Below are 14,497 nucleotides of genomic sequence, written 5' to 3' on the forward strand. Positions count from 1 at the left end.
CTGTCAGCGTTCCTCTTAGCTCAACTTTACTACCCCCGAAGTAATATCAGGGGACACCCCAGACACCCGCCAAATACGGGCGCCCAAAGGCGTGCCCCTAATCCACTCGGTCGCCCCTCACTCGGGGTAGGAGAGACGCCACAGCGAGAGACTCCATGCGATTACAAGGTAGACCTCCATGAAAACGTCATTCAACCAACAAGAGATCAAAGTCACTTTTTGCACTGTTACCAGCTCCCTCCTGTTGTGCTCGACCCTGGAGACCCAGGCGGGACCGACGGAAGAAGAAATCGCTCCATGGTATCGCCAGGATGTTCCGGCCTTCACCTTGCCACCCACCCGTATCAACGCCCCCTACCCCGGTCACTTCGGTGCCGCATCCGATACAACCAGCTCAGACCTGACCATCGAAGACGAAGCGCCTTCAGCCTGGGATCAGGTATACGGAAAAGCGTCGCGACAAGCGCAGACCGACTATCTTTCACTGGGATCTTCGATCCCTGGCACTACAGAATTCAAAAGCCCGGCGATCCTCACCTTGCAGAGCGGTAGTGGTCATACCCAAAAGGTCGGGCTGATCGGCGGCACCACCCAGTTACAAGGCAATGGCAACGGCTTGCTGGCCAATCCAGCCTTGGCCAACCCCGACCACGACACCCTCAACCTTCAAGGCCAGAGCCTCGGCGCTTACTGGAGCCTGACCGGCCCTCAAGGCTGGCATGTGGACTTGACCGCCAGCGGTGGCCGGGTCAACGGCTACAGCCGTAACGACCAAGGCGCGCGGCAGGCCACTGAAGGCACGGCGATGACATTGTCGGTGGAAGGCGGATTCCCGATTGGCCTGAGCGAGAACTGGGTGGTCGAACCCCAAGCGCAATTGATCAATCAGCGCATTTCGCTGGATACGCCGTATGCCGGTGCGGGGAATGCGTCCTCGAGTGAGCTGACGTCCTGGAGCGGTCGGGTTGGCGCCCGATTGAAAGGCAGTTACGACATCAATGGCCTTGGCGTCGAACCCTATGTGCGGACTAACTTGTGGCACACCGTGAACACCGGCGGCACCGTGACCCTCGATCAGGTCGACAAGATCAGCAGCAGCCGTAAATCATCGACCGTCGAAGTGGGTCTGGGGCTGGTGGCCAGGGTAACGCCCACCGTGAGTTTGTACGTCAGCGCGGATTACAGCAGTGATGTGGATGACAATGATTTGAACGGGTTGATTGGGAGTTTGGGGGTGCGGATGCGGTGGTGAGCGTTTGAGTTCACTGGGTGTGTTGTCTTGACTGGCCCCTTCGCGAGCAAGCCCGCTCCCACATTCGACCGCATTCTCATATAAGAACTCGGTTATATGTGGGAGCGGGCTTGCTCGCGAAGGCAGCAACGCGGTGTCAGATCAGCCCTCCGGCCGCAAGATCAGCACCGCCAGCGGTGGCAGATTCAGAGCCAGTGAAAGCGCCTGCCCATGGCTCGGTGCATCTTCAGTCAGCGCCCCGCCACTGTTGCCATAGTTGGAACCGGCATACATCGCCGCATCGCTGTTGATCACCTCGGTCCAGCGCCCGGCAAACGGTACGCCGACGCGATAACCCTCACGCGGCACCGGGGTGAAGTTGGCCACGACCAGCACCGGCCGCCCCTCCTTGCTCCAGCGCAGCCACGCGTAAACGCTGTTGATCGCATCGTCGCCGATCAGCCACTGGAAACCTTGCGGGGCATCGTCCTGCTCATGCAGCGCCGGTTCTTCGCGGTAAAGTCGATTGAGGTCGCCGACCAGTTTCTGCACCCCTTGGTGCTCGGGGTATTGCAGCAAGTACCAGTCCAGTTGCTGATCGTGGTTCCATTCTCGCCACTGGCCGAATTCGCAGCCCATGAACAACAGCTTTTTACCGGGGTGCGTCCACATGAAGCTCAGGTAGGCGCGCAAATTGGCAAACTTCTGCCAGCGGTCGCCGGGCATCTTGTCGATCAACGAATGCTTGCCGTGCACCACTTCATCGTGGGAAATCGGCAGGATGAAGCGCTCGGACCACGCGTACACCAGGCCAAAGCTCAGTTCGTTGTGGTGGTGGGCGCGGTACACCGGATCCTGCTGGATGTAATGCAGCGAATCGTGCATCCAGCCCATGTTCCATTTGTAGGCAAAACCCAAACCGCCCTGTTGCGTGCTCTGGCTGACGCCCGGCCACGCCGTGGACTCTTCGGCGATGACCAGCGCACCGGGCGCCTCCAGCGCGACCACGTCGTTGAGGTGACGCAAAAAGTCGATGGCTTCCAGGTTTTCCCGTCCGCCATGACGGTTCGGCACCCATTCGCCGGCCTTGCGCGAATAGTCGCGATAGAGCATTGACGCCACGGCATCCACGCGCAGGCCATCGACATGGAAATGCTTGAGCCAATGCAGCCCCGACGCCAGCATGTAACCGTGCACTTCGGTGCGGCCCAGGTTGTAGATCAGCGTGTCCCAGTCCTGGTGAAAACCTTCCAGCGGGTTGCCATATTCATACAGCGCCGTGCCGTCGAATTGCGCCAGACCATGCTCGTCAGTGGGGAAATGCGCCGGCACCCAGTCGAGAATCACGCCGATTTCCGCCTGGTGGCAGGCGTTGACGAATGCGGCAAAATCATCCGGTGAACCGTAACGGGCACTCGGGGCAAATTGCGACAACAATTGATAGCCCCACGAGCCGCCGAACGGGTGCTCCATGATCGGCATCAGTTCGATGTGGGTGAAGCCCAAGTCCTTCACATAAGGAATCAGCCGTTCACCCAATTCGTGCCAGGTGTACTGGCGGGCGACTTCGCCAAGATCGTCCAGTTCACATTGCCAGGAACCGGCGTGCAATTCGTAGATCGACAGCGGCGCAGTGGGTCGCTGACGTTCGCCACGCGACTGCATCCACGCCTGATCCTGCCAATCGATGTTCAGCGGTGAGGCGACTTTGGAGGCAGTGTCCGGCGGCAAGGTGGTGGCAAGCGCCATCGGGTCAGCCTTGAGCGGCAAAATGCCGTGGGTGCCGAGGATTTCGTATTTGTACGCCTCACCCGCTCGCATGCGCGGGATGAAAAGCTCCCAGACCCCGGTCGGATGACGCAGACGCATCGGATGACGGCGACCGTCCCAGTTGTTGAAGTCACCAACCACCGATACACGTTTGGCGTTGGGCGCCCACACGGCGAAACGCACGCCGTCGACACCGTCGACCGTTTTCAGTTGCGCGCCGAGGCAACTGCTCAGGTCGCGGTGATTGCCTTCGGCGAACAGGTACAAGTCCATCTCGCCGAGCAGCGGACCAAAGCTGTAAGGGTCTTCGCTGATTTGTTCGCCGCCGGCCCAACGGGTGCGCAGCAGATACGGCTGGGCCCGTTCGAAGTGCCCGACAAACAGCCCCGGTGTCTGGGTCGCTTCCAGGTTACCGAGCTCTTCCCCGGAGTCCTTGGCCAACACCTGCACGCTCAATGCGTCAGGCAAATAGGCGCGAATGAATTGCCCATCGGCGCCATCGCCATGGGGCCCCAGAATTGCAAAAGGGTCGTGATGTTCGGCGCGCACCAACGCGTCGATGTCTCGCGATCTGGGCAGTAACGCCTCTTTAGCATGACCCTGTTCCTTGTTCGAGAAACTCATGACTACTCTCCACCAAGATCGGAAAAGGGTTTAAGCCCACTCAATAATCCATACAAGCCGTGCAGGGGCACCGGCAGCCAAGTGGGTCGATTTTCAGCCTCATACGCCACTTCATAGGCCGCCTTCTCCAGACCGAACAACGCTAGCGCGGCGTCCTCGCCCTCCGGATCTTGCCATGCATGAGCAAGACTAGCTGCCGCTAACCGATAAGCGTCAACAAATGCCTGTTTTGCTTCAATCAGGTAGCGCTGGGCGACCCGTTCGCGAGCAGCCTGGGCCTCGGCTGTGTTATCGACGTTATGCACATTGATCGTCATCGCGGCGGCGTAATCGAAAGAACGCAACACCCCGCTGACGTCCTTGTACGGGCTGTGCTTGCCCCGMCGTTCACGCAGCGGCCGCGCCGGCTCGCCCTCGAAATCGATCAGGTAGGCATCGCCCTTGATCACCAGCACCTGCCCCAGGTGCAAGTCGCCGTGGACGCGGATGCGCAAACCACCGGCGGCTTTTTTGCCGAGTTCCTGCACATGGCTCAGGATGGTTTTTTTGTGCTCCAGCAAACGACTGACCAACGCGGTATCCGCAGGGCTCAGTTGGTTTTGATGCTGCTTGAGCAACTTCAGTGCGTGCTCCAGCTGCGCCGACACGTCCTTGGCCGAGGCCTGCGCTTCTTTCTGCGTGGTGACCTGCGGGGCGAAGTCCGGGTCTTTGGTCGGAGCGGCCAGTACCTGGTGCATTTCCCCCAGACGCTGACCGAGCATGCCGGCAAAATCCTTCAGCTCACCCAGTGCGTTGTAGTGCTGTTCCTGCTCAGAAATGGCATCGGCCATCTCGTCTCGCAGCGCGCGTTCGAGGTTGTTCTGGGTCCATTCCCAGGCATCGCCCTGATTGTTCAAATAGCCCTGAGCGATCATCAACAACGTGTCCTCGCCTTGCTCGTCGCGGCGCACCACCGAGCCCAGCAGTGGCGAAATATTCTGGAACCCGGCGTTGGTCAGGTACGCGCTCATTTCCAGTTCCGGGTGCACACCCGAGGCGAGTTTGCGGATCAGTTTGAGCACCAGACTGTTGCCGATCACCACCGAACTGTTAGATTGCTCGGCGGACAGGTAACGCACCGCTGACTCCTCCGTCAGACCCAGTTTCGCCAGCTCTGCCGTAGGCTCGAAACGGATGTCGCCCGCGCTCGATGACAACACGGTGGTGTTCTGCATGCCTTGCAACACGGCATGAATAAAAGGTTCGAGGCTGAAGGCATCGGTGATCAAACCCACCTGACGCCCACGGCGCACCCGCGACAAAGCCAATTGCTGAGGCAACGCGGCGCCGACCTGATCTTCGGGAATAAAGCCGAATGGCAGCTGATAGCGATGAGTCTGGCCAGCGCTGGTGACTTCAATTTCGCTCAGCAGCACCGGGTGCAACGGATCGCCGAATCGCACGCCGTAGGCCAGGTTGACTTGTTCGACGGCTGCGTCCTTGCCGGCAAACCAGCGGCGATTCTGCAGCCAGTTCGGCAGGATGCCTTGCTCCAGCGTGCCACGGGACGGCGTTTCGAGCAGTTCTTCCATACGGGTCTTCAATACCAGCGTGGTGAAATCCGGCAAGCTTTGCGCCGGTTCCACGTGCCAGCTCGGCATCTGGTTTTCCGCCGCAAGCCCGAACCAATAGAAACCGTAAGGCGCCAGGGTCAAAAGGAAATTCAACTGGCCAATCGGTGGGAAGGCATTCCCGCCGAGCATCTCCACCGGCACCATGCCGACGTACGCCGACAGGTCGAGTTCCGCCGCTTGGGCGCTGCGCGACACGTTGGCCACGCACAGAATGATCTCGTGCTTGCCATCGGCCCCGGTGAATTCACGGGTGTAAGCCAGAATCCGGCGGTTGCTCGGTGAGAGCATCTTCAGCGTGCCGCGCCCGAACGCCTTGGACTGTTTGCGCACGGCCAACATGCGCCGGGTCCAGTTGAGCAGCGAATGCGGATCGCCGGCCTGGGTTTCGACGTTGACCGACAGGTAGCCGTATTGCGGGTCCATGATCGGTGGCAGCACCAGGCTGGCCGGGTCGGCGCGCGAGAACCCGCCGTTGCGGTCAATCGACCACTGCATCGGCGTGCGCACACCGTCTCGGTCACCGAGGTAGATGTTGTCGCCCATGCCGATTTCATCGCCGTAATACAGGGTCGGCGTGCCGGGCATCGACAGTAGCAAACTGTTGAGCAGCTCCACGCGACGCCGATCACGCTCCACCAGGGGCGCGAGTCGGCGGCGGATCCCCAGATTGATCCGGGCCCGACGGTCGGCCGCGTAGTAATTCCACAAGTAGTCGCGCTCTTTGTCGGTGACCATTTCCAGGGTCAGTTCATCGTGATTGCGCAGGAAAATCGCCCACTGACAGTTGGCCGGGATCTCCGGGGTCTGGCGCAGGATGTCGGTGATCGGGAAGCGATCTTCCTGAGCCAGCGCCATGTACATGCGCGGCATCAACGGAAAGTGAAAAGCCATGTGGCACTCGTCGCCGTTCAAGCCCTTTTTGTCGGTGGCACCAAAGTACAGTTGGGTGTCTTCCGGCCATTGATTGGCTTCGGCCAACAGCATGCGGTCCGGGTAATTGGCGTCTATCTCGGCGCGGATTTGCTTGAGGACGTCGTGGGTCTCGGGGAGGTTTTCGTTGTTGGTGCCGTCACGCTCGATCAGGTACGGGATGGCGTCCAGCCGCAAACCGTCGATGCCCATGTCGAGCCAGTAGCGCATCACCGAGAGCACGGCTTTCATGACCTGTGGGTTATCGAAGTTCAGGTCGGGCTGGTGGGAGTAGAAACGGTGCCAGAAGTACTGGCCGGCCACCGGGTCCCAGGTCCAGTTGGATTTCTCGGTGTCGAGAAAGATGATGCGAGTGCCGTCGTACTTTTGATCGTCATCGGACCAGACATAGAAGTCCCGCGCTGCCGAACCGGGTTTGGCCTTGCGCGCTCGCTGGAACCAGGCGTGCTGGTCCGAGGTGTGGTTGATGACCAACTCGGTAATCACCCGCAGGCCACGCTTGTGCGCCTCGGCAATGAAGCGCCTGGCGTCGGCCATCGTGCCGTAGTCCGCGTGCACGCCACGGTACTCGGCGATGTCGTAGCCATCATCACGGCGTGGCGAGGGATAGAACGGCAATAGCCAGATGGTATTGACGCCGAGGTCGGCGATGTAATCGAGCTTGGCGATCAGGCCGGGAAAGTCGCCGATTCCATCGTTGTTGGAGTCGAAAAACGATTTGACGTGAACCTGATAGATCACTGCGTCCTTGTACCAGAGCGGGTCCTTGATAAAGGTGGCTGCCTTGGGTTTCTTCGCCATTTGAAACTCCTGTTGATGATCGTTCCCACGCTCTGCGTGGGAATGCCTCTACGGACGCTCCGCGTTCGGCTCTGGAGGGGACGCCGAGCGTCCCGGGCTGCATTCCCACGCGGAGCGTGGGGACGATCGTGTTAAACAGTAATCCGCCAAATCCCGAACGGCTGGAAGGCCGGGTCGATGCGCATGAACTGGTACTTGCCATACCAGGTCCAGCGGTGGCCGTTCATCAAATCTTCGCCCTGGGTGCTGGCGTCGTCGGGCAGGCCCATTTCCCATAGCGGCAATTCGAAATTGGCTTCCTGGACGTTATGCGGATCGAGGCTGACGGCCACCAGAATGAAGTTGCTGCCGTCCGCGCTGCGCTTGCCGAAGTACAGAATGTTGTCGTTCCACGCGTTGTAGACCTTCAGGCCCAAGTGCGTGTGCAGGGCCGGGTTTTGCCGGCGGATGCGGTTGAGCTGAGCGATCTCGGCAATGATGTTGCCCGGCGCGTTGAAATCCCGTGGGCGGATTTCGTACTTCTCGGAATTGAGGTATTCCTCTTTGCCCGGAATCGGCGCCGATTCACACAATTCGAAGCCTGAGTACATGCCCCACAGGCCGGAGCCCATGGTCGCCAGCGCTGCACGGATGAGAAAACCGGCACGTCCGGACTCATGCAGAAACGCCGGGTTAATGTCCGGAGTGTTGACGAAAAAGTTCGGCCGGTAGCATTCGCGCCACGGCGATTCATTGAGCTCGGTGAAATACGTCGCCAGCTCATGCTTGGTGTTGCGCCAGGTGAAATAGGTGTAGCTCTGGGAATAACCGACCTTGCCTAGCCGCGCCATCATCGCCGGGGTGGTAAAGGCCTCGGCGAGGAAGATCACCTCAGGGTACAGCGCTCGCACATCAGCGATCAGCCACTGCCAGAATGGCAGTGGTTTGGTGTGCGGGTTGTCGACGCGAAAGATCTTCACGCCCTCTTCGACCCAACCGACCACGATGTCGCGCAATTCGACCCACAGGCTCGGAATGGCCTCGGTCGCATAGAAGTCGACGTTGACGATGTCCTGATATTTTTTCGGCGGATTCTCGGCGTATTTGATCGTGCCGTCCGGCCGCCAGTTGAACCAGCCGGGGTGCTGTTGAAGCCAAGGGTGGTCCTGGGAACACTGAATCGCAAAATCGAGGGCGATCTCCAGCCCATAGTCCGCCGCCGTCGCGACCAGGCGGCGAAAGTCTTCGCGGGTACCAAGCTGCGAGTGAATCGCCTCATGCCCGCCTTCTTCGCTGCCAATCGCATAGGGGCTGCCGGGATCGTCGGGACCGGCGGTCAGTGAATTGTTCGGGCCTTTGCGGAAACTGCGGCCGATCGGGTGGATCGGCGGAAAGTACAGGACGTCGAACCCCATGTCCTGGATCATCGGCAACCGCGCGTGCACATCGTTGAAGGTGCCATGACGGGCCGGATCATCGGTGATCGAGCGTGGGAACAGCTCATACCAACTGGCGAACTGCGCCAACTCGCGCTCGACATCCAACGGGTATTCCGGGCTCAGGCTCACAAAAGCGTGATGGTCGACCTGCGCCATCAGCTCGGCGCTACGTTGGTGCAGAAACAGGGCCACCTGCTCGTTTTCGAGCAGACCGGACAACTCATGGTGCAATGCCGACAGGTGTTCGCTCAGTGCGCCTTCGCTGCGCTCGGCCGCCTGCTGCACCTGAGTGCGCCCTTCCTGCAATTCCAGACTGACGGGGACACGCGCGGCGTGCTTCTTTTCCAGCTCGTAGCAGAAGCTGGCGAACTGATCAATCCAGGCTTCGATGCAGAACAGATAGCGCCCCTGACGCTCGACACGGAACTGGCCTTGCCAGCCGTTGTTACCCAGGTCTTCCATGACTTCGCTTTGCCAAACGTCGTTGCCTTCGTCTCGCCAGCGCACCCGCACGGCCAGCTTGTCGTGGCCGTCGGCAAACACTTTGCTGGTCACCAACACGTCCTGACCCACTACGGATTTGACGGCAAACTGTCCGCCTTCAAGGGTCGGCTCGGTGTTTTCAATCGCGATTCGCGGTAGCAGTAACGCCTGCGACAGCGGCATATGAGGGTTGTAGTTCAGCTCTGTCGGTTTAGCAGCAGTCATCGAGCATCTCTCCTTTACGCCCCATGGACGCTCTTGTACCGGGTGTTCCCTGAATAGACTCACTTAGGTTGGGAGCCACCGGGCGGGCTAAAAGTTCAGAGGGAATTGCCCAAGCGGTCACGGGGAATCAATTCGCGCATCAGTAGGTCAATCCACTTAAGCACGACTTACGCCATGTGCCACTGGAGGCTTACACAATGAGTATTCCAATCCCTGCCGAAACGCCTGATCCGAACATCGACAGCCCGGTCATTCCACCCACCGAGCCGCAACCCGTGCCTGAAGAAGATCCGCCGGGTACCCAACCACCGCCTCGGGAAGAACCGCCGGGCACGATGCCGCCGGTGATTGTGACGCCGTGATCATGACAATTTACGGGGTGTGATCCTTGTCGATCAGCCGCACGATCCTTGGCATCACGCTGAAAATAGCCAATGCCAGAAGCGTACTGAACACCGCCGTCGCCTCGCGCCCCAACCCGGCCGACACGCCGATGGCTGCGGTCATCCACAACCCGGCGGCGGTGGTCAGGCCTTTGACCTGCCCCTCATCGCCCTCGGTGTTTTTAAGTATGGTCCCGGCACCGAGAAAACCGATCCCGGCGATGACACCCTGCACCACCCGGCTCATGGCGTCGGCTTGAGCGCCGGACGTCTGCGGTACCAGCACGAACAACGCAGCCCCCAATGCCACCAGCATATGGGTGCGGACCCCGGCGGCCTTGCCCTTGTGCTCGCGCTCGAACCCGAGGATGCCACCCAGCACCGCCGCCATCAGCAAGCGCACGGTTATGCGCGTCAATTGGGATGCGTCGCCGATATCGGCAAACTCCGCTTGCAGCGTCACCCAAACCTCATGCCACCAGGCGTTCATGCCGTTGTCCTTGTGCGTGGTTGTTAAAGGATGGACCGCGCCGACCATTAATCGGTTGCACCGAACGATGGCCGTTGCAGGCGCCCTAACGTTTACGTATTCGCAGAAAAAAGGGACCTCACCATGACTGTGCGCATCGAAAATGAGACCTGCTTCTTCATCACCGCCAACGGCGAAGAAATTCGGCTGTGCCCCGACGTCACCATCTTCACCGACGCTGAAAAAGCCATGTCGGCGGTGGAACTCGACGGCCAGCGTATCTACATCACCGAAGCAGAAGCCGATGCATTGACCGTAGCAGGCGCGGTGGACGGCCGTCGGCATTTGAAGGCCACGGACAGTGATTCGGTGATCTGACAGATACAGATCAATCACACCTGCGCAGGCGTGATATAGGCGTTTGTGTCCCGCCAGAGCAGGTGCTTCAAGTTGTCGCAGGCGACGGATCAGTAGTCATCTGATCCGCTTTTTATTGCAATACCTGAGTCTGTTATGCAAACAGATCGACGCTCATAGTTCGCTGGCCTGATGGAGGCTGATGAGCGACAGACCATGAGCGATAGAATCCCCGTCCGATTAGTTGAAAGCACCCCTGCGGTACAGACGTTTGAGCCTTCGCGTCCGAAGATGAAGGCCAAGTCCAGCGACAACCTGATCCACACACGTAGCTTCACCGGCCTGTTCCGCACTTTACGTCTGAGCGGTACGGGATTTCTGTTTTTACTGTTCTTCGGCACCGTGTGGCTGAACTGGGGCGACCGCCAGGCGGTGCTCTGGGACCTTTCAGAAAGCAAATTCCACATCTTCGGCGCAACGTTCTGGCCGCAGGATTTCATCCTGCTCTCGGCCCTGTTGATCATCGCCGCGTTTGGCCTGTTTGCGATCACCGTGTTCGCCGGCCGGGTGTGGTGCGGCTACACCTGCCCACAGAGTTCCTGGACCTGGATCTTCATGTGGTGCGAGAAGATCACCGAAGGCGAGCGCAACCAGCGCATCAAGCTGCAAGCCGCGCCGTGGGGCTTGAACAAACTGCTGCGGCGCTCGGCCAAGCACACGCTGTGGCTGGCGATCAGCCTGCTCACCGGCCTGACTTTCGTCGGCTACTTCACCCCGATCCGGCCGCTGGCCGAAGAGCTGCTGACCTGGCAAATGGGCGGTGTCAGTCTGTTCTGGGTGCTGTTCTTTACCGGCGCCACGTACATCAACGCCGGCTGGCTGCGCGAAGCGGTGTGCATGCACATGTGCCCGTATGCACGATTCCAGAGCGTGATGTTCGACAAAGACACCCTGACCATTTCCTATGACGCGGCCCGTGGCGAAAACCGTGGCGCACGTAAACGTGAGGTGAAACCGGCCGAAGTCGGCATGGGTGATTGCATCGACTGTCAGCTGTGTGTGCAGGTCTGTCCGACCGGCATCGACATCCGCGACGGCTTGCAGATGGAATGCATTGGCTGCGCCGCGTGCATCGACGCCTGTGATTCGATCATGGACAAAATGGGCTATGCCCGGGGGCTGATCAGCTATACCTCGGAACATCAATTGCAGGGTGGCAAGACGCACCTGCTGCGGCCACGGCTGATCGGTTACACCGTTGTGTTGCTGCTGATGATCGGTGCCCTCTCCCTCGCACTTGTGGAACGGCCGATGGTGTCGCTGGATGTGAGCAAGGACCGTGGGTTGTTCCGTGAAAATAGTCAGGGGCAGATCGAAAATATCTACAGCCTCAAGGTCATCAATAAAACCCAGCTGCGCCAGGACTATCGTTTGAGTCTGGTGGAGGGCGACGGCTTCCAGTTGCAAGGCAAGACACAGCTGAGCCTGGCCCCCGGCGAGATTGTCGATGTGCCGGTGTCGGTGGCAATGACCGCGGAACGGCCGAGCAGCAGTTCGCAGTCGATTACGTTCAGGATTGTCGATAGCGATGAACCGGACGTCTACAGCGAGGCCAAAAGCCGGTTTGTTGCGCCGATGAACCGTTGATCCCTTAGACTGCGGTGCCCTGTGGAAAGGGAGCTTGTCTGTGGAAAGGGACTTACCTGTGGTGAAAGGGCTTGCCACGGGCAAGCCCCCTCGCAACAACAGCTAATTGAACCCATTCGATTGCGGGATGCTGATGAAACGCTACGAAAAATTCGCCGACGATATCGCTGAACTGATCCGCTCCGGCGTCCTCGGCCCCGGCCAGCGCGTTCCATCGGTGCGCTACGCCAGCCAGACCTATGGCGTGAGCCCGTCCACGGTGTTCCAGGCCTACTACCTGCTTGAGCGTCGTGGGCTGATCCGCGCCCGACCGCGCTCCGGCTACTTCGTCAACGTCCACGCACCGAGCCCGTTTTCGGAGCCAGTGATCAGCAGCCAGGGCAACGAATCCACCGAAGTCGACGTCAGCGAACTGGTGTTCTCGGTACTCGACTCGATCAAAGACCCGAACACCGTCCCGTTCGGCTCAGCTTTCCCCAGCCCGACCCTGTTCCCGTTGCAGCGCCTGTCGCGCTCGCTGGCCAGCGCGACCCGGGACATGGACCCGCGCATGGTCGTCACCGACATGTCGCCGGGCAACCCGCAGTTGCGTCGGCAGATCGCCCTGCGCTACATGGTCGGCGGGCTGATGCTGCCGATGGAAGAACTGCTGATCACCAACGGTGCCCTGGAAGCCTTGAACCTGTGCCTGCAAGCGGTCACGCAGCCTGGCGACCTGGTGGCGATTGAAGCGCCCGCGTTCTACGCCTGCCTGCAAATCCTGGAAAGGCTGAAACTCAAGGCCGTGGAAATCCCGGTGCACCCTCGGGACGGCATCGACCTTGGAGTATTGGCCCAGACGCTGGAGCGTCATCCGATCAAAGTCTGCTGGTGCATGACCAGTTTCCAGAACCCGATGGGCGCGACCATGCCCGAGGCAAAAAAGCAGGAACTGGTGGAGTTGCTGCGCCATCATCAAGTGCCGCTGATCGAGGACGACGTCTACGCCGAGCTGTATTACGGCCAACAGGCGCCGAAACCGGCCAAGGCGTTTGATACCGAAGGGTTGGTGATGCACTGCGGTTCGTTCGCCAAGAGCCTGGCCCCCGGCTATCGCATCGGCTGGGTGGCTGCCGGGCGTTACGCGCAGAAGATCGAACGCCTGAAACTCATGACCTCACTGTGCGCCTCGATGCCAGCGCAAGCGGCCATCGCCGATTACCTGCAACACGGCGGTTACGACCGACACCTGCGCAAACTGCGTTACGCCCTGGAAGAACAGCAAAGCGCCATGCTCGCCGCCATCGCCCGCTACTTCCCGGCACAGACCCGCGTCAGTCAACCGGCCGGCGGCTACTTTTTGTGGCTGGAACTGCCGCCGCAGATGGATTCGCTGAAGTTGTTCCAGATGGCGTTGGCACAAGGCATCAGCATCGCGCCGGGGCCGATCTTTTCGCCGACGCAGCGGTTTCGTAACTGTATTCGGTTGAATTACGGCAGCCCGTGGACCGAGGATTCCGAGAAGGCGATGGAGACGTTGGGGCGGATTGTGCGGTCGTTCTAAAAATTTTTGGTGTCCCTACTTACGCTTTCGCGAGCAAGCCCGCTCCCACATTTAATTTGAATGCAGGTTCGGAATCTAGCGCTGAAGCCGGTCCAGCGCTTCACCGCTGCGCTTGAACCAGCCGATCAGGTAATCCGCCAACACTTGCGTGCGCTTCGGCAGGCCGCCTTGATACGGATGAACCAGGTACATCGGCATGCGCCGCGTCTGATAATCGCGCAGCAGCCAGCGCAACCGACCATCTGCCAATTCCGCCTGCAGCAGATACGACGGCAAACGCGCAATACCGGCACCCGCCAACGCGGCTTTTTTCAACAAGCTGTAGTGGTTGCTGGCAAACGGACCCGAGACCCGCACCCGCAACAACTCGTGTTGCTGGTGATAGAGCCATTCTTCGCGACCACTGTAATGACTGTTCAGCAAACAACGGTGTTCGGCCAACGCCTGGGGCGTCAGCGGTTCGCCAAACCGTTCAAGATACGCCGGGCTGGCGCAGGTCATTTCGTGCCAGGCCAGCAACGGTCGGGCTACCAGACGCTCGTCCTTGCCTACCTCGGAGCGAATCGCCAGGTCGAAGCCATCGCGGGACAGGTCGTGAAACTGGTTGTTGAGGTCCAGTTCAATCTGCACCTCGGGGTATTTGCCGGAGAACTCCAGCAACAAACCGTCGAAGAAGGTTTCCCCCAACGACACAGGAACGGTCATACGCACCGGCCCGGCCATGTCGTCCTTCAACCGCGCCAACGCCTGGCGTGCTCTCTCGACCTGCACGACCAACGCCTGAGCCTGGGGCAACAGCGCCGCTCCCGCCGCCGTCAGACTTAAACGGCGGGTGGTGCGTTGCAACAGAACCACGGAAAACCGCGCCTCCAGCAAGCTGATTCGCTTGGACAGCTGGCCCTTGCTGCAACCCAGTTGCTGCGCTGCCAGGGTAAAACTCCCCGCTTCGATCAATACCGCGAACGCCGCCAGATCATCCATCTCGCTCATGGATTGTTTCCAT

At 59.9% G+C, this 14,497-nt stretch carries 10 protein-coding genes; 5 read left to right on the forward strand and 5 right to left on the reverse strand.

Annotated features, from left to right (window positions below):
* Positions 1 to 178: 178 nt before the first annotated feature.
* The gene (locus AC1DRJ_RS02085; protein ID WP_477800591.1) at positions 179 to 1,252 is read left to right on the forward strand and encodes an autotransporter domain-containing protein; all 1,074 of its coding nucleotides are present in this window, start codon (positions 179 to 181) and stop codon (positions 1,250 to 1,252) included.
* Positions 1,253 to 1,393: 141 nt separating this feature from the next.
* Here AC1DRJ_RS02085 and glgB read toward each other — a convergent pair whose 3' ends face one another.
* From glgB to AC1DRJ_RS02100, 3 genes are all read right to left on the reverse strand, one after another.
* Entirely contained in the window at positions 1,394 to 3,625 is a 2,232-nt protein-coding gene (gene glgB / locus AC1DRJ_RS02090) for a 1,4-alpha-glucan branching protein GlgB (RefSeq protein WP_477800592.1), read from the reverse strand.
* A gap of 2 nt (positions 3,626 to 3,627) precedes the next feature.
* Positions 3,628 to 6,969 (reverse strand): maltose alpha-D-glucosyltransferase, encoded by a 3,342-nt coding sequence (gene treS, locus AC1DRJ_RS02095; protein ID WP_477800593.1) that lies wholly within the window; start codon positions 6,967 to 6,969, stop codon positions 3,628 to 3,630.
* A 131-nt stretch (positions 6,970 to 7,100) separates the two neighbouring features.
* The gene (locus AC1DRJ_RS02100; RefSeq protein ID WP_477800594.1) at positions 7,101 to 9,095 is read right to left on the reverse strand and encodes an alpha-1,4-glucan--maltose-1-phosphate maltosyltransferase; all 1,995 of its coding nucleotides are present in this window, start codon (positions 9,093 to 9,095) and stop codon (positions 7,101 to 7,103) included.
* 197 nt (positions 9,096 to 9,292) lie between these two features.
* Between AC1DRJ_RS02100 and AC1DRJ_RS02105 the strand changes: the two genes are divergently transcribed.
* Entirely contained in the window at positions 9,293 to 9,457 is a 165-nt protein-coding gene (locus AC1DRJ_RS02105) for a hypothetical protein (protein WP_477800595.1), read from the forward strand.
* Positions 9,458 to 9,467: 10 nt separating this feature from the next.
* Here AC1DRJ_RS02105 and AC1DRJ_RS02110 read toward each other — a convergent pair whose 3' ends face one another.
* The gene (locus tag AC1DRJ_RS02110) at positions 9,468 to 9,968 is read right to left on the reverse strand and encodes an MgtC/SapB family protein (RefSeq protein ID WP_477800596.1); all 501 of its coding nucleotides are present in this window, start codon (positions 9,966 to 9,968) and stop codon (positions 9,468 to 9,470) included.
* Positions 9,969 to 10,091: 123 nt separating this feature from the next.
* Between AC1DRJ_RS02110 and AC1DRJ_RS02115 the strand changes: the two genes are divergently transcribed.
* The 3 genes from AC1DRJ_RS02115 to mapR all read left to right on the forward strand — a co-directional run bounded on the left by AC1DRJ_RS02115 (position 10,092) and on the right by mapR (position 13,494).
* Positions 10,092 to 10,325, forward strand: a complete 234-nt coding sequence (locus AC1DRJ_RS02115; RefSeq protein ID WP_477800597.1) for a DUF3203 family protein — start codon at positions 10,092 to 10,094, stop codon at positions 10,323 to 10,325.
* 195 nt (positions 10,326 to 10,520) lie between these two features.
* The gene (gene ccoG / locus AC1DRJ_RS02120; RefSeq protein ID WP_477800598.1) at positions 10,521 to 11,951 is read left to right on the forward strand and encodes a cytochrome c oxidase accessory protein CcoG; all 1,431 of its coding nucleotides are present in this window, start codon (positions 10,521 to 10,523) and stop codon (positions 11,949 to 11,951) included.
* 133 nt (positions 11,952 to 12,084) lie between these two features.
* Complete coding sequence (gene mapR / locus AC1DRJ_RS02125) at positions 12,085 to 13,494, forward strand: GntR family transcriptional regulator MpaR (RefSeq protein WP_477800599.1); 1,410 nt, start codon at positions 12,085 to 12,087, stop codon at positions 13,492 to 13,494.
* A gap of 75 nt (positions 13,495 to 13,569) precedes the next feature.
* Here mapR and AC1DRJ_RS02130 read toward each other — a convergent pair whose 3' ends face one another.
* Positions 13,570 to 14,484 (reverse strand): LysR family transcriptional regulator, encoded by a 915-nt coding sequence (locus AC1DRJ_RS02130; protein WP_477800600.1) that lies wholly within the window; start codon positions 14,482 to 14,484, stop codon positions 13,570 to 13,572.
* Positions 14,485 to 14,497: the final 13 nt, after the last annotated feature.

It is taken from the genome of Pseudomonas sp. P5_B2 (assembly GCF_056400445.1).